General features: G+C 58.4%; 12 protein-coding genes and 2 pseudogenes. 8 read left to right on the forward strand and 6 right to left on the reverse strand.

Going from position 1 to position 15,125, the window contains the following annotated elements; translation table 11 throughout:
• Positions 1–41: 41 nt before the first annotated feature.
• Entirely contained in the window at positions 42–1,487 is a 1,446-nt protein-coding gene (locus G6L97_RS26455; RefSeq protein ID WP_124916322.1) for an IS1182 family transposase, read from the reverse strand.
• A 114-nt stretch (positions 1,488–1,601) separates the two neighbouring features.
• Between G6L97_RS26455 and G6L97_RS26460 the strand changes: the two genes are divergently transcribed.
• Complete coding sequence (locus G6L97_RS26460; RefSeq protein WP_124916299.1) at positions 1,602–2,129, forward strand: GNAT family N-acetyltransferase; 528 nt, start codon at positions 1,602–1,604, stop codon at positions 2,127–2,129.
• A 177-nt stretch (positions 2,130–2,306) separates the two neighbouring features.
• Here the strand turns inward: G6L97_RS26460 and G6L97_RS26465 are convergent, their stop codons facing one another.
• Positions 2,307–2,540, reverse strand: a complete 234-nt coding sequence (locus G6L97_RS26465) for a hypothetical protein (RefSeq protein WP_174004484.1) — start codon at positions 2,538–2,540, stop codon at positions 2,307–2,309.
• Between the two features lie 679 nt (positions 2,541–3,219).
• On the opposite strand from G6L97_RS26465, the gene G6L97_RS26470 reads away from it, so the two are divergent.
• A complete protein-coding gene (locus G6L97_RS26470; RefSeq protein WP_174004487.1) occupies positions 3,220–3,393 on the forward strand; it encodes a hypothetical protein in 174 nt (57 codons plus the stop codon).
• A gap of 53 nt (positions 3,394–3,446) precedes the next feature.
• Here G6L97_RS26470 and G6L97_RS26475 read toward each other — a convergent pair.
• A pseudogene (locus G6L97_RS26475) lies at positions 3,447–3,754 on the reverse strand (WGR domain-containing protein).
• 510 nt (positions 3,755–4,264) lie between these two features.
• Between G6L97_RS26475 and G6L97_RS26480 the strand changes: the two are divergent.
• Positions 4,265–5,389, forward strand: coding sequence for an IS110 family RNA-guided transposase (locus G6L97_RS26480; protein WP_174004490.1), 1,125 nt, complete (start codon positions 4,265–4,267; stop codon positions 5,387–5,389).
• Positions 5,390–5,813: 424 nt separating this feature from the next.
• Here G6L97_RS26480 and traG read toward each other — a convergent pair whose 3' ends face one another.
• The 3 genes from traG to G6L97_RS26495 are packed head-to-tail and all read right to left on the reverse strand — an operon-like array spanning position 5,814 to position 8,221.
• A complete protein-coding gene (traG, locus tag G6L97_RS26485) occupies positions 5,814–7,769 on the reverse strand; it encodes a Ti-type conjugative transfer system protein TraG (protein ID WP_174004491.1) in 1,956 nt (651 codons plus the stop codon).
• The gene (locus G6L97_RS26490) at positions 7,690–7,968 is read right to left on the reverse strand and encodes a conjugal transfer protein TraD (RefSeq protein WP_174004493.1); all 279 of its coding nucleotides are present in this window, start codon (positions 7,966–7,968) and stop codon (positions 7,690–7,692) included. Before G6L97_RS26490 ends, traG begins: the two co-directional genes overlap by 80 nt.
• Positions 7,969–7,996: 28 nt before the next feature.
• Entirely contained in the window at positions 7,997–8,221 is a 225-nt protein-coding gene (locus tag G6L97_RS26495) for a TraC family protein (RefSeq protein WP_174004495.1), read from the reverse strand.
• Between the two features lie 210 nt (positions 8,222–8,431).
• On the opposite strand from G6L97_RS26495, the pseudogene traA reads away from it, so the two are divergent.
• The 5 genes and pseudogenes from traA to G6L97_RS26515 all read left to right on the forward strand — a co-directional run.
• Positions 8,432–10,675: pseudogene (gene traA / locus G6L97_RS28185) on the forward strand (Ti-type conjugative transfer relaxase TraA); the annotation flags it as partial.
• A 1,035-nt stretch (positions 10,676–11,710) separates the two neighbouring features.
• Positions 11,711–12,520: a BID domain-containing protein gene (locus G6L97_RS28190; RefSeq protein ID WP_323131712.1), complete on the forward strand. Its 810-nt coding sequence runs from the start codon at positions 11,711–11,713 to the stop codon at positions 12,518–12,520.
• Positions 12,517–13,050 carry a conjugative transfer signal peptidase TraF gene (gene traF, locus G6L97_RS26505; RefSeq protein ID WP_174004499.1) on the forward strand — a complete coding sequence of 178 codons (534 nt, stop codon included), beginning with the start codon at positions 12,517–12,519 and terminating at the stop codon, positions 13,048–13,050. The genes G6L97_RS28190 and traF overlap by 4 nt, the downstream gene beginning before the upstream one ends.
• Positions 12,986–14,194: a conjugal transfer protein TraB gene (locus G6L97_RS26510; RefSeq protein ID WP_407655371.1), complete on the forward strand. Its 1,209-nt coding sequence runs from the start codon at positions 12,986–12,988 to the stop codon at positions 14,192–14,194. Before traF ends, G6L97_RS26510 begins: the two co-directional genes overlap by 65 nt.
• Positions 14,195–14,207: 13 nt before the next feature.
• The gene (locus G6L97_RS26515; RefSeq protein WP_174004503.1) at positions 14,208–14,915 is read left to right on the forward strand and encodes a lysozyme family protein; all 708 of its coding nucleotides are present in this window, start codon (positions 14,208–14,210) and stop codon (positions 14,913–14,915) included.
• Positions 14,916–15,125: the final 210 nt, after the last annotated feature.

Here is a 15,125-nt window from a genome sequence, read left to right on the forward strand (position 1 = left end):
TGTGGTTGCTTGTTGCGTTCAAATTGGCAAATATCAACCTCTCACGCCGGAACAGCGGCGATGAGGCCGGAAACGCCGACGAGAGTGATGGCTCTTCTGATATTATAGGCGAGCGCCGTCAGGCTGAACTCGCCACGCACATTCTCCAGCCGCCGCATCAGAAAAGCACCTTGGTACATCCATTGCTTTATCGTCCCGAATGGATGCTCGACGCTTTCACGTCGCCGGTCGAGAACGTCAGGTTGCGCCGCCAACCGTGCTGCCATGCGATCTAGAACGGCCTCGTTCTCAAGTCGCGAGACACGGCGATAGGGGTTGTTCGTGCAGCGTGGCTTGAGGGCGCAGGCCTTGCAAGCGTCCCTGTTGCAATAGTCGAACTTCACGTTCTCGCGTGACTTGCTCTCGTAACGTGGCATGAGAACCTGTTCGGCCGGGCAGATATAGACATCCTTGTCCGGGTCGTAGCGGAACGCCTCCTTGGTGAAGAAGCCCTCGCGTGCGGCCGGCCCGCGGATAGGCTTCGGAACATAGGCGCTGATGCCGGCCTTCTCACAAGCCTCGATGTCCTCGATCTTGAAGTAGCCCCGATCGGCCACCGCCTCGATTTTGTCAACGCCGAGCGTTTCCATGGCAGCTTCGACCGTCGTCGCCAACAACCCCATGTCGAGGACCTGGTTGCAGACCTCCTGCCCGGCGATCAGCTTGTGCTTCACATCCACGGCGAGCTGGATGTTGTAGCCGACGCCGACCTTGGTCATGCGCGCCATGGCGCGGGCATCCGGATCGGTCAGCGAGATTTGGTCCTCGCCAGTCTTGTCCAGTTCATCCAGCAGTGCTTTGTGGCGATCGCGCTTGCCTTTGATGGCCGCGATCTTCTCGGCAAGTTTGCTATCGCCGCGGCCGGAGCCATTGCCGCTGCCCAGTTTCTCTTCGTCGGCGTCACTTTCATCGAGCCGCTTCATGTAATCGGCAAGCTTTTCCTCGGCCTCGCTGATGAACTTGGTCAGTGCGCCACGGGTGAAGTTGCGATCCTTGTTGTTGACCGCTTTGATCCGCGTGCCATCGACGGCCAGAAGCTCTTTACCGAACAGATCGAGCTGGCGGCATAGGATGACGAACTCTCGGAAGACCTGCCGGAATGCAGAATGGTTGATCCTGCGGAAGGCGGCGATGGTGCGGAAGTCCGGCTTCAGGTGGCGCAGAAGCCAGATCACCTCGATGTTGCGATGCGCCTCGGTCTCCAGCCTCCGGCTCGACCGCACCCGATTGAGATAGCCGTATATGTATATTTTAAGCAAATCCGCCGGATCGTATCCAGGACGGCCGGTATCCTTCGACGTCACGCGCGCGAAGCCCGCCGCCTCTAAATCCAACCCGTCAACGAAAGCCTCGATGAAGCGAACGGGATTGTCCGGGCCGACATAATCCTCAACGGCTTCCGGCAGAAGCAGCATTTGGGAGCGATCAATTCCTGATAAATGTGCCATGGAAAAGTCTACCACGGTTAGCTATCGTATGGAATCGATAAGGGTTTTCACCACTTATTACGTGACACCCACCTTGGGCATATTTGAAGAGCAGGTTTAGAAGAGAATTTGTAGATGTTAAAAATCTCGCTTGCCCGCGTAAGTCGCGGAGATGCCGACGAGCTTTTAAAAGCGAACCAAGAAAGCCGAGCGTTTCATGGTCAATGGGTACAGCCGTTCACAACTCCCGAAGGCTTCGAGGAATGGTATGCCGGTCAAGTGACCGGTGCAAGCATCGGGCTGGTCGCCCGCGATAGCGAATCCGGCCGGATTGTCGGGGTAACGAATTTAAGCCAGATTTTTTTGAAAGGCTTTGAAAGCGCCTACCTCAGCTACTACGGCATGGTCTCGTTCGCAGGTACCGGAGGGATGGCTCAGGCTGTCGAGCTTACAACGGTTTATGCCTTCGCCGAACTAGGTCTTCATCGACTTGAGGCCAATATTCAGCCTGAAAACGCGCGATCAATCCGGTTAGTGAAACGCTTGGGATTTCGAAAAGAGGGGTTTTCTCCGCGATACCTTCGGATTGGTGGGGTTTGGTGTGACCATGAGCGCTGGGCGCTCCTGGCCGATGAACCAAGGGGCACGCCGGCAGTCCCTTAGTTTTTGGACGCTCTGCCTAATATTTGCGACAACTTGCAGGCGCTGAAAATTCAGCGGAAAATCTATCGCAAAAGTCAGAGTTTTGCGACCAACTTTTGCGACGATTCCCCCAACTTCCATGACAGATGACTGAAAACTATGCCGCCACCTGAGAACAACAGGTGGCGGCAGTATCGTTCAGCAAAGCCCTCTCGGGTTGGTTAGCTTCGTCCGACTGGTAACAAAGGTCTTTCCGTCGAAAAGGCCATGAGTTTTCCAGCCCTGCGATGTGAACTCTCCTTGCCAAATGCGCACTTCAACCTTGCCGTCGTTCAATTCGTTAGCGACGGATACAGTAAAATGCCCACCAAGGCCGGAATCCACATCGTACACCTCGATCCCCTCAAGGGGCGCAGGTAAAATGGTTCGCATCAGATGCTCCAAAAACACGAAAAATTCGGGTGTGGCGCACAAGCGAACAGAACTCTCGCCTATGCGCTTAGAGTTCGATCTGCCTCATAGTAAATTCTCCAAAATGCGAAGCGCTCTCCTGGCGAAGCCAGTCCGACGTTTGTGACACCAGACATGTCGACGGTCAACGGTCGGGAAAAAGAGGTTGATGTAAGGAATTGGAAAAGTCGGGAATTTCGGCTCGGGGTGCATTCTTAGTTGACTGTCAGGATAACGCGCCGAGCTGAGAAATGCCTGGCACGTTTTCGAGTGCCGCGAAATCGAAGGCGAGCTTGAAATGGCTCTGGCCGAACTCGAGATCATCGAGGCCGAACAGGATGGCATCATCGACGCCAAGCCGCCCTTCTGAGGGCGGTATTACTCCTTTGTTGTCGACGTCGGCGCTTCATGACGGTGAAGCGAAGATCTACTGCATTCTCCCTGTCGGTCTGCTTCATCTGCATCGGGGACGATGCATCCCGTTCGTCATGCCGCAACCTGCCGGCACCTGACTTTTCCCCGGCGCTTCGCGCCTCCTCGCCCGACAAAATTCTGGTGTCGGCAGGTCCTCCGCTCCGCTACGGCCTTGGCAGGTGCAGCACTCCTTATCCGGTCTGCCACTGATCCCCGCGATGACCGCAATCAACAAGGAGAAAACACCATGCAACAGCTCGCTCAGTTCCTGAACCGCACCGGCCGACGCCTCCGTAGCCTTGGTAAGGTGATCGTCCACTTCTTCCGCAAGGGAAAACTCGGCCTCAAGCTGGCAATCAAGATCCCGTTCTTCGTCGAGATGGAGGTGTTCTTCGAAACCGATTGGGATCGGCGACAATGAAAGCCAAGCGGGCCGTCTCGTGCGGCCCGATTTTCGATCGCCGGGAGGGGTCGTCAGCTTCCAGCTGTCAGAGCGGTCTGTCTCGGTCGATAACCCCGTGCACGTTTCTGCTTCGCGAGATCGAGAAACAGATGCACAGCCTCTTCTTCCCGATCGAACAGATGTACCTTCGCCTGGCCCCTTGCTCCGATGCGGCCCCATTTTCTGGTCAGGCACGCCTCGCCAAACAGTGTCTCGGAAATCTCCATGACATAGTAGCGGGCCATGTTTCTGGCCGGGTCGGTCCGTTCGACATAGATCTGGTAGGGTTGAGCAAGCATAGCCGAGAATCTGCGATTTCGGGCACGTGGTCCAATGACAGATTTGAATCGGTTACCGACTTTCGATTCACGTTTTTGATATTCGGATGACGTTGGCAGGCGCGTTGAACCAAGAGATGGGGACGGGCCGATCTTTGATCGGACGGCTCTATGCGCTTCGCTCACCGAACCCGCTGCACGGTTTCGTCCGTACGGTAACGATCCTCCCGCGGCAGGACCGAGAACGCCAAAGCCTCCAGGTAAACGCTGCTGTGGCGGACTGGCTGATAATCAGTTGCACCAGCATTGTTGCGCATCAATCCCACGCTACGCGGTCTTTGAGTTCCAATCTCTCGCCGGCTTGACCAAAGTTCAAGGACAGCCCCAAACCTTACCATCCTCTGTCAGATATGGTTTTCCAGCCCGAAGGGCCGGAGCGGGATTCCGCAGGGAGCCCGCGAAGCGAGCGAAGGCATGAACGCGCTCCCCATTGACCGGATGACGATCACTTGCGCCGAGACCGGAGCTTTCTGAAAGTGCTTTTTCAGACCAGCAACAGAAAGGAAGCTGTTATGTCGGTAGGAAAGAAGTTCATCGGGCTAGACGTTCATCAGGACACCATAGCGATAGCTATTGCGGACGATGGAGTGGACAAGGAGGTTCGCTATTACGGCACAATTGCCAACCGCGCAGAGACTTTACATGTGGCGCTCAAAAAGATCGGTCAGGATGGCTCCGAGCTCCGCGTTTGCTATGAATCCGGGCCATGTGGATTCGTGATCTTCAGATTCCTTGCGAAGATTGGCGTGGATTGCATGGTGATCTCGCCTTCCTCAATGCCGCGCCGGCAGGGAGACAAGGTCAAGACTGATCGCAGAGACGCGCAGACACTTGCCCGCCTTTTGCGTGCCGGCGAGTTGGTTGCTGTGTGGGTGCCGGACGAAGCTCATGAAGCGGTTCGCGACGTGGTCCGCGCTCGGCGGCAAGTGAAGGATGATCTCGGTTCTGCCAAATCTTCTTTGAAGAGTTTTCTTCTGCGCCACGGGCGACGATTTACCGGCAAGGCGATATGGGGCAAGGCTCACTGGGGATGGCTGGCAGAACAGAAGTTCGCGTATCCGCATCAGCAGTTTGTTTTCGAGGAATACAAACGACGTATTCATGACTTGATGGACCGTTGCAACCAGCTGGACGAGGTTCTGAAGGACGCGGTCTCTGGGTGGACGTTGAGCCCATTGGTGTATGCGCTTCAGGCTTTGCGAGGTATCAAGCTGACGGCGGCTGTGACGCTTGTTGCTGAGATCGGCGACTTGCATCGGTTCGACAGCCCCAAGCAGTTGATGGCGTGGCTCGGCCTTGTGCCGGCCGAGCATTCCAGCGGCAGGAGGATAAAACGTGGCGAGATCACCCGCAGTGGTAACGCCGCGGCCAGGACGATGCTGATAGAATCGGCGTGGCATTATCGCTTCCCTGCTCGCGAAGGGCGCAGCTTAATAGACCGGAATGGTGATATTCCGGAGCATATCAAAGCGATAGCGTGGAAAGCGCAGGTCCGTTTATGTGCCAGATTCCGGAGGCTTGCCGCTTCCGGAAAGCAAACAGTAAAGGTCGTGACCGCTATTGCGCGTGAGCTTGCCGGTTTCATCTGGGACATTGCGCGGCATACGCCGGCGATTGCTGTGGAAGTACCGCGGTAGCGTGCACAGGGCGAAGCTGGTCGGGGTTGCGTAGCCCGGAGCACGCGGGCCTCGGACACAACAGGAGTGATGACAAGGGACAGAAGTGAACATCGGACTTGGCTGGCGTGCTGCGCGATCTGATTGATGTAGGATAATCCTCGATACGGCGCTGGGGCAGATTTACTTGATGCCCGTCCCATTGAAGGAGGAAGGTCCGCGACGGAAAACGGTCGTGCGGTAACCAATCCGCGAATAGGTGCTTGATCAATCGTCGTCAGAAACAGGCGCGCAGCACACCAGCCAAGTTCTCATCTTGTCGCAGCATCAACTTGATGCGAGAATTATCATGAGCACTTTCAGTCGTGATCGTCATAGGAGCGCCGAAGAGAATGCCGCAGCTTGTGGTAAACCTGGCCGAAGGCCGCCGCTTCATTTGCCGGCTTCAGCCGGTCGCTTTCGGCGCAAAGTGCGATGCTTTTACTCGCGATGCCATCTCCTCACGGCGGAAATAGATAGCGCGCCCACAACGCAGCGGCGGGTTTCCGCTGGTGAAAATGATCTGCTCGTCGGTCCGCATCTGTGTGACCTCATGAGCCAAGATCAACGGGCGCTGCGAGAGCTGTTTGGAACGGGTGCGCCCACTGCGGCCACCATTGGAATTGCGCGTCACCTGATCGACTTCTATGGTCGTCGTGCCGCAACGTCTGGAAATGTAGTCGGCAGTATCGGTATCGTTGACCGCCGAGAACGAAACCCAGGACGCGGATTCAAACCACTTGCTCGTCGCGTCGCGTCCACCAAATGCTTCACGCATCTGGCCGAGCGACTGGAACAGCATCAGCAAGGTGATGCCGTATTTTCGGCCAGCATCGCGGGCGGTTTCGATGATGCGCATGTAGCCGAGACGTGCTGCCTCATCGAGGAGGAAGAGGGCGCGTTCGGACACATCGCCATTGCGATTATAGAGCGCCTTCAGGAACGCCCCGATAATTACGCGCGCCATGCCCGGATGATTTTCAAGGGTCGAAAGATCGATGTTGATGAACACCGTCATATTGCCAGAGGCGATGTCTTCGGTCTGGAAAGCGTTGCCCGATACGAGTGCCGCGTAATTCTCGTAGGACAGCCAGTGCGTTTCCTTGGTCGCCGTTGCATAGACGCCCGAAAACGTCTGCTCGGTCATGTTGATGAAGGGCGCGACATTCTCTCGCACGAACCGCGATGACGTGTTCTTGTGAATCTTTTCGAGCTTTTTTTGAAGCGTTTTTTCCGGCTGGGCCAGCCGCTTGCGCACCATGCGCAGCGACTTCTCGCCCGTCTTAAACTCGGGATCTTCGTCCGGGTCGTCTTCGATCTCATCGAGATCGGTCAGCATAACGTCGGCGATAACAGCCGCGATAAGCTGCTCGGCGGTGGTTCGGAAAAAGTCGTCCGACCCGGAACTGACGCGCGGCTTTTCGCTCATCAGCCATGCGGCCACCGAGGCGATATCCTCTTCCGGCGTATTGCCGTGTTTGCCGATCCAGTCGAGCACGTTGAATCCGATATGGGGCACGCGCGGATCGAGCGAAATGACATCCTGATGGTTTCGTGTCCGATGCTCCCTGACCATCGGCGCGATCTCGGTCGAGGGATCAAGCACGACCATGGACCCCTTGAACTTGAGTGCCGTGGGAATGACAACGGACGTTGTTTTGAAGCCGCCCGAGCCGGCGAACACGAGGCCATGCGTGGATCCAAATCCGGCGTCGAAACCAAGCAATGGCGCTTTGCCGCCTTTGCCCCAGGTCTCCTTTCGACGAGGATCGAAGCCGACCTTACCGATACTATCCTGATCAGGCCGGTAGTTTTCTCCAACGACAATTCCTCCAGTCGGCGGGAAAAGTCTGGCGGCGTGAGACAGGCTCATCCAGTCGTTTGCACCATGGACGGCCCTTGTGCCTTTCAGGCGCTTCGGACCTGTCCGACCGAACGCCATGTTGCCACGCTGCCCGACCTTCAAACCGAAGATCGCGACGAAAAAGCAGCTTACTGTGCCGGCGATTGTGAACCAGTCGACCAGAGGCAAAAGAAGAGCATTCGGCTGGCTGGCTCGGATTCCGATCAGCCGCGATGCTTCGCCGCCGACGCCCAGCGCCATCGACAAGAGCCCACCGATCAGCACACCCCATCCTGCCCACTGGATCAGCAGCGAGCCTTTGGTGGCGAACAGAAAGACGAGACCAATGAGTGCAGCCGTTAAGTAGGGAATGGCGAGACCAATGCGACCCAATGTCTGGTAGGCTTGCGGACTGGTGCCAAAGCTGGCTAGCCAGAATTCAATCCCTTTCATTCCAATCGTAAGTGCCAGCATAAGGGCTGCCGGCACGATCACGAGCATCATCTTCTTGGGCAGCATCCTCGAACCCTCTTTTGCCGATGGCTTGCAGCCTTGCCCATTCCCCTTCGTCCTCGCTCAGGCGCTTTGGGAGCTCCATCAGCCAACCAAGCAAGACGGCTTTGTCGATATCCCGAAGTCCGGCTTTGACCACCAGACCGCCAAGCTGGATCTTCTCGCGTGTGTCCTTTTTGCGATCTTCGTTTCGGGCCGACTGCAACTGTCTCTCCTTCTGGGCGATGCGGCCTCTAAGCCGTCGTGTTGGACAGTTGCGGCGAGGATTGAAATCGTGCGGCCAGTTCTTTCAGCGCCGACACAAGAACAGCGTCATCGATGTCGATCTCATGCAATCCGGCTTTGACGGCGAGCGATCCGAGGCGTTCAGCCTCGCGCGCTTCAGCCTCTTTCAGCTCAGCCTTGAGCGCTTCCATGGCCGCTTTGATCTCAGCGGGCGATTTGGTTCTCTTTGCCATCGGGCTTGCTCCTTTCTCTTTCCGATTGTTTTGAAGGAAGCGCCAGCTTCCTTCAACCACAGATTTCTGCGTTAGCTGAAATCAACTTTACAAGGCACCGGCCTTGCCGGTACTTTTTGGTCTGTTTCTAACAGCGCAGTAATACGTTGCTGCGCAACGTCTGCTCTATGCGCCCCCTGAGTGGGCGCTCTTTGTCCGGAGATTGCTCTCTTGGCGATTACGCATTTCACCCCCCAGATCATCAGCCGCGGTGAAGGCCGATCGGCAGTTGCCGCGGCCGCGTATCGTCACACTGCCCGCATGGAGAACGAGCGGGAAGGGCGGGTTGCGGACTTCTCCAACAAGCCCGGTCTTGTCCATAGCGAGTTTGCGCTACCGGACGATGCGCCGGACTGGGCACGAGCGCTGAAAGACGGTAAGACACCGGCGCAGTCGTCCGAGGCGTTCTGGAACAAGGTCGAAGCGTTCGAGACGAGGAAGGACGCGCAGCTCGCCAAGGAATTCGTTCTGGCAGTGCCTATCGAACTTTCGACCGAGCAGAATATCGCGATGATGCGGGACTTCGTATCCTCCGTCGTGACGGCTCGAGGCCTTGTAGCAGACTGGGTCTATCACGATGCAACGGGCAATCCGCATCTGCATTTGATGACCAGCTTGCGCCCGCTGACCCATGACGGGTTCGGGGGAAAGAAGGTCGCAATTCTTGATGAGCACGGACAGCCGCAACGATCGAAGTCCGGTCAGATTCAGTACAAGTTATGGGCTGGCGACAAGACCGACTTTCTCGAATTGCGAGATGCCTGGTACTCCATGCAGAACAAGCATCTACGCCTGAACGGCCATGACATTCGCGTCGATGGGCGCTCCTATGCCGAGCGCGGGATCGGGCTTGTGCCAACGCCGCATATTGGCGTTTCGACCAAAAACATTCAGCGCGAGGCGGAGGCGGAAAGCCGCACTATCGATCTCGATCGACTGGCGTTGCATCAGGCCGCACGGCACGAAAACGCGTACCGGATCGAGCAGCGGCCGGAGATCGTGCTCGACGCGATCTCCTGGGAAAAATCGGTTTTCGACGAGCGTGATATCGCCAGGTATCTTCATCGCTATATTGATGACGCCGGCCAGTTTTCTGACCTGATGGCGCGGATCCTGCAGAGCCCGGAGCTTTCGCTTCTGGAAGCTGAAGAGGTTGATTTCGCGACCGGCGAAATCCTGCCGAACCGCTACGCCACCCGCGACATGATCCGCATGGAGGCGGACATGGCGGATCAGGCGCAGCGTCTTTCGGTCGTTTCCGGCTTTGACGTTTCTCGATCGACACGCAGGGAAGTCTTCGCTGCCAACGCCAAGCTTTCCGACGAGCAGAAAGTGGCGATCGAGCGCATTACCGGTGACGAGCGGTTGTCGCTTGTGGTCGGTCGTGCCGGCGCCGGCAAGACCACGATGATGAAAGCCGCCCGCGAGATTTGGGAGGCGAATGGCTACAAGGTCGTCGGCGGGGCGCTTGCAGGAAAGGCGGCGGAGGGGCTCGAAAAAGAAGCTGGCATCAAGAGCCGCACCCTGGCGTCGTGGCAATTGCAGTGGAAGGAAGGCCGGTCTGCGATCGACAACAAGACGGTGTTCGTCATCGACGAAGCGGGCATGGTCGCCTCGCGGCAGATGGCAGAGTTTGTTTCTGCCATCGATGAGGCGGGAGCCAAACTTGTCCTCGTTGGCGACGCGGACCAGTTGCAGCCGATCGAGGCGGGCGGCGCCTTCCGCAAGCTTGCCGACACCATCGGCTATGCCGAGTTGGGTACGATCTGGCGCCAGCGCGAGCAGTGGATGCGTGATGCGTCGATGGATCTTGCGCGCGGCAGAGTCCGAGAAGCGCTGAGCGCCTATCACGAGAAGGGTCACGTGAAGGAAGCAACCACCAAGGCGGATGCGATCGCTGCCCTGGTCAGAGATTGGATTGCCGACTACGACCCGGCCCGGTCCAGCCTGATACTCGCCTATATGCGCAAGGACGTCCGGGCGCTCAATGAGCAGGCCCGGGCCGCGTTGCAAGAGCGTGGCATCATCGGGCAGGGCGCAGAGTTTCGCACCGAGGACGGTATGCGGAATTTCAGTACCGGCGATCAGATCGTTTTCCTGAAAAACGAGAAGTCGCTTGGCGTCATGAACGGCATGATCGCCCGCGTCGTGGGAGCCGAGAAGGGCAAGATCGTCGCAGAAGTCGGCGGTGAGGGGCGTGGCCCCGGCACGTCGCGTCGTGTCGAGGTCGATCAGGCCTTCTATCGCAATATCGATCATGGCTATGCCACCACCATCCACAAGAGTCAGGGCGCGACGGTCGACCGCGTCAAGGTTCTGGCCTCGTCCATGTTCGACCGGCATCTTTCCTATGTCGCACTAACCCGCCACCGAGACAGCGTGGAGCTTTACGCGGCGACGCAGGAGTTCGCCCGTTACGCCCGTGTCGATCATGCGGCCGGCATCACCGGCAAGCTCACTGAGGCTGGGATGGCGAAATTCCGCGAGGGCGATGATGTGAAGCCGACGCCTTACGCCGAGTTGCTGGACGCGGCAGGTTCGACGCACCGCCTATGGGGCGTCAGTCTGCCCGAGGCGATGGACAAGGGTGGCGTGACCGTTGGCGACGTGGTGACACTGCGCAAGGATGGCACCGAGGAAGTCGTGATCACCGTGCCGGTCATAGACGAAGTGACAGGAGCAAAAACGTTCGAGGAACGCGTCGGCGAACGCAACGTCTGGACCGCTATCCGCGTCGGCGACCGCGATCCTGCAGCACGAAACATCGCGGCCACGCATCTTTACACAAAAGGCGGACGCGTCGATCACAGCGCCGGCATTGTCGGCGAATTGGTGGAAAGTGGAAAGGCTCATTACCGCGAGGATGAGAAGGGCCGCGAAACGCCGTATGCCGATATTTGCACCCCCGATGGCGCGGTTCATCGCGTGTGGGGCGTTTCATTGCCCATGGCCATCGAGCAGTCGGGGGCTGCGACCGGTGACACCGTTCGCTTGCGGCGCGATGGCGTCGAAGATGTCAATGTCCCGGTGCGCAAGGTCGATCCAGTGACAGGCAAGACCACGACCACATGGGAGAACGCGCAGCGCAACGTGTGGACGGCTGAGGTGATCGAGACGGTTGCAGTTCGTGCCGCGCGGATCGAGACAGCCGCGCAACAGCCTGAGCAGTCGAAGCTCCCGGGTCAGCTTGCCGCCCGTATGTCCCGCTCCGGCGCGAAGACGACGACGCTCGACTTTGCGGGCTCGCGCCACTACGGCCAGGCGCTTGATTACGCCAACAATAGAGGCTTGTATGGGCTTCGGGTTGCCAGGGCGCTCGCCAGGGATCAGGCTCGCTGGATCAAGATTCAGCGTGACAGGATCGCAGCAGCAGGCGCGAAGCTTTCGCAATTCATCGAGCGCTTCGGCCAACACCAGCCGATTGGCCAGACCGTTTCGAACCGGGCTGCCATGGCGGCAGCGCCCAGCCGGCCCTGGCTGCGCGGTATCGCGACCTGGGCGAGTTCCATCAAGCAAGCTGTGGAGACAAAAGTGCAAGGCGATGCGACCCTCACCGTTCATTGGACCAAAATCAATGAGCGCATGAAGTTCATCTACGAGAAGCCGGATGAGGCGATGAAGGCAATGAATCTTGCCCCAGCCCTGAACGGTAACGATGCGACCGCCAAGGCTGCACAGGACCGCATTATCAACCAGCTCGCCACCAACCCAGAGGCGTATGGGGCGATCAAGGGGAAGACCGGCCTGCTGGCGTCCACTGCGTCCAAGGTTCAGCGACAAAATGCATTGGGCCATGTCGATCCGTTGGCGAAGTCGATCAAGGACTATGTCCGCATCCGTGCCGAAGTGCAGGAGCTTCACACCGGCACCCTTCGACAGGAGCGAGATCGCCAGCGCGTCGACGTGCCATCGATCTCGAGCAATGCCAACCACACCCTCGAGCGCATCCGCGACGCCATCGACCGCAACGACCTGCATTCGCAGCTCGGCTTTGCGCACTCTGATCGGATCGTTCGGGCCGAGATCGAGGAATTGAACAAGGCGCTCGATGAAAAGTTCGGTGCGAACGCCTTCAGCAGCGCCGAGCCGCAGGGCAGGAAGTTTGATGCGGCCGCCGCGAAAGTCACCCCTGACGATCACGGCAAGCTCGCTCAGTCCTGGCCGCTGTTCCACGCGGCGCAGAAGGTGGCCGCTCATCAGAAGGAGCAGGCACAGGCGCAGGCGAGGACGCAGGTGCAGAAGCCGGGGATGACCCGTTGAACGCCCGCCGCAACGCCTTCGTTATCCTTGGCGCCGGGGCCGTATTGATCGGCGGCATCGCTGCCACATTTGCCCTTGGCGGCTACCGCATCAATTTTACGCCCTCGTACAATCTCGGTCTCTGGCAAATCGTCACTGTGGATCGAGAGGTCAAGACAGGGGATCGCATATTCATTTGCCCGCCCGACGGCGAAGTCGTGTCCTTGGCACTTGAACGACATTATCTGCCACGAGGTCTTTGTGCCTCCGGGAGCGGTCCGCTCATCAAGACTGTCGCGGCGACGGCCGGCCAATCGGTGGAAATTGACGGCCAAGTCATCGTTGACGGACATCCTCTTCATTCATCCCGCGTCCTCAAGGCCGACGCAGAAGGACGGCCCATGCCGGTCTATGCAGGCGGCACCATTCCCAAGGGTGAGGTTTTCCTGCATTCCGAATTTGTTGGTTCATATGACTCGAGATATTTTGGCCCGCTCCCGTCCGACGGCATCCTTGGCCTCGCGCGAGAAATTCTCACCTTCTCCCCGTAATCTGGCAATCAGCGCAGCGTTTGTCGCCGGTGGCGTCGTCACCGGTACGATCGGCTGGAGCGGCCATGCGCTTATGCTCCCGATTGGCGTTGCCTTCGCGGCGCTATGGGCATTCGCGCCCAGGCGGACCGTGGCAGCGCTTGTAGCAGCCGGCCATTTTCTAGGAGCGTCGCGCGGCCTGCCGGTCGGGACGTCGATCTTCTTTGGCGAACAGCTCGCCATCGGCATTTCGTTCTGGCTCGCGGCGTCGATCCTGTTTGTCACCGTTCATGCCGCCCTGTGGACGTCAGAGGGCGGGTGGCATCGCCCGTTGCGCTATGCGGTCGCCACTATTCTGATGAGTGTGCCGCCCTTCGGCATCACCGGCTGGGCCAGTCCGATCACCGCCGCCGGCATCCTGTTTCCGGGCTGGGGCTGGTATGGTCTGGCTGCGATGGCGGTCGGCCTGGTCGTCATGACCACGAGGTACTGGCCGACCGCAGCGCTCGTCCTGGGAGGATTTTACGCTTGGTCCGCTACATCGTGGACCGCGCCTACAGTGCCTGATGGCTGGGCAGGGATCAACACGCAGTTCAAGTTTACCACAGCCGGACAATATGCCGACTACCCCCAACATCTCGAGACAATCGGAATGGTCAGGCAGGCCGTGGGGCAGGGGGCGTCGGTCGTTGTCCTGCCCGAGAGTGCCTTTGGATTGTGGAGCCGCACCACGGAGAGCCTATGGCGACGCGAGCTAGCCGGTCTCGATGCACGAATCATAGGCGGTGCGGCCGTGGTCGATCCCACCGGCTACGACAATGTGATGATGGAGCTGACCCCGAACACATCGCAGGTTCTCTACAGGCAGCGAATGCCGGTCCCGGTCTCGATGTGGCAGCCGTGGACGTCAGGTGGCGCGCACGCTCAGGTCTTTGGCGGTCCATATGTGGTGATTGACGGGAGACGCGCGGCGCCACTCATCTGCTACGAGCTGCTTTTGGTCTGGCCTGTCCTGCAATCCATGATGTACGAGCCCGATATGATTGTGGCTGTCGGCAATGGCTGGTGGACGGGCGGCTCCAACATCGTTTCCATCCTGAAGGCGAGCGGGGAGGCTTGGGCCTCGCTTTTCGATATCCCGCTGGTAATGGCATTCAACGAGTAAGGAAGGATCCGCCATGATCGATGCCGCATTCATTAAACAGTGTGCCGATCCGAGGCTGAGCGTCGAAATCGTTCAGCAGTTCGTGCAAGAGATCGGTGTGACTGACCCCCTCCAGGTCACCGTAAAAAGCGGTAACCGCACCTTCGCCGTGCCGAAGCCGAAAACTGTCGAGGAGGCCAAGGACCTCACCAAACAGTATCTCGGCCAGGCCGTCGTTCGCGTTGGCCTCACGCAATATCCCGCTGGATATGGCATCCAGAACGCCGATGAGCTGAACATGAACCTGTTCGAACCTTGCGAAAATCTCCGCATGGGAACCGCACTGTTCAGCAAGGTCTACCGCATCGTAACGAAGTGGTACGGCAATCCACGGCCCGAGGCATTTGAGGACGCGATGCTTTCCTATGCCAGCGGATATTTCGAGGGGCAGAACGTGTTCAAGACGAAAGACCCAGGCGATGTCGCCGTGTGGAAGCCTGCGCCGGCGGCGCAGCTCGCCGCCGCGCAAGCGAGGATCACCGGCGGAGTCGTTCCGCCGTCATCTGCCGATCCGATAAGCGAGGCCATGGCCGCAGCGCCGGAAAGTGGTGGCCAAGTTCCGACTGAGAAGGAGCGTTCCGAACAGCTGCCTAGCGAGCAAGTCCCCAATCGCGCACCAATGCGTATCAATCTGACCGGTATCAAGACCCACAACGTGGAACCGGGCGCGCCGGCACGATGAGCGGCTACGTTGGTTCTTCTGTCGAGCTTTGTGCGGTGCAGTGTAACCGGTATTCCAATCCCACGATTGCTGCTTATAGGATTCCCTCATCATACGTGGGGGGACAATCTTTCTTAGCAAAGATATTGTGGTCCCCTAACCCTTAAAATTGACCAAAAAATCAAACTAATATGCGAGTTTCTTGAAACTAAGAACGCGCACCGAAAACGG

The organism is Agrobacterium tumefaciens, from assembly GCF_013318015.2.
GTDB classification, from domain to species: domain Bacteria; phylum Pseudomonadota; class Alphaproteobacteria; order Rhizobiales; family Rhizobiaceae; genus Agrobacterium; species Agrobacterium tumefaciens.

Coding starts and splice junctions, on each gene's coding strand:
- G6L97_RS26515 (WP_174004503.1), top strand. CDS start 14,208: ATGATCGATGCCGCATTCATTAAACAGTGTGCCGATCCGAGGCTGAGC.
- G6L97_RS26480 (WP_174004490.1), top strand. CDS start 4,265: ATGTCGGTAGGAAAGAAGTTCATCGGGCTAGACGTTCATCAGGACACC.
- G6L97_RS26495 (WP_174004495.1), bottom strand. CDS start 8,221: ATGGCAAAGAGAACCAAATCGCCCGCTGAGATCAAAGCGGCCATGGAA.
- G6L97_RS26455 (WP_124916322.1), bottom strand. CDS start 1,487: ATGGCACATTTATCAGGAATTGATCGCTCCCAAATGCTGCTTCTGCCG.
- G6L97_RS26470 (WP_174004487.1), top strand. CDS start 3,220: ATGCAACAGCTCGCTCAGTTCCTGAACCGCACCGGCCGACGCCTCCGT.
- G6L97_RS26460 (WP_124916299.1), top strand. CDS start 1,602: ATGTTAAAAATCTCGCTTGCCCGCGTAAGTCGCGGAGATGCCGACGAG.
- G6L97_RS28190 (WP_323131712.1), top strand. CDS start 11,711: ATGGCGGCAGCGCCCAGCCGGCCCTGGCTGCGCGGTATCGCGACCTGG.
- G6L97_RS26465 (WP_174004484.1), bottom strand. CDS start 2,540: ATGCGAACCATTTTACCTGCGCCCCTTGAGGGGATCGAGGTGTACGAT.
- traG (WP_174004491.1), bottom strand. CDS start 7,769: ATGCTGCCCAAGAAGATGATGCTCGTGATCGTGCCGGCAGCCCTTATG.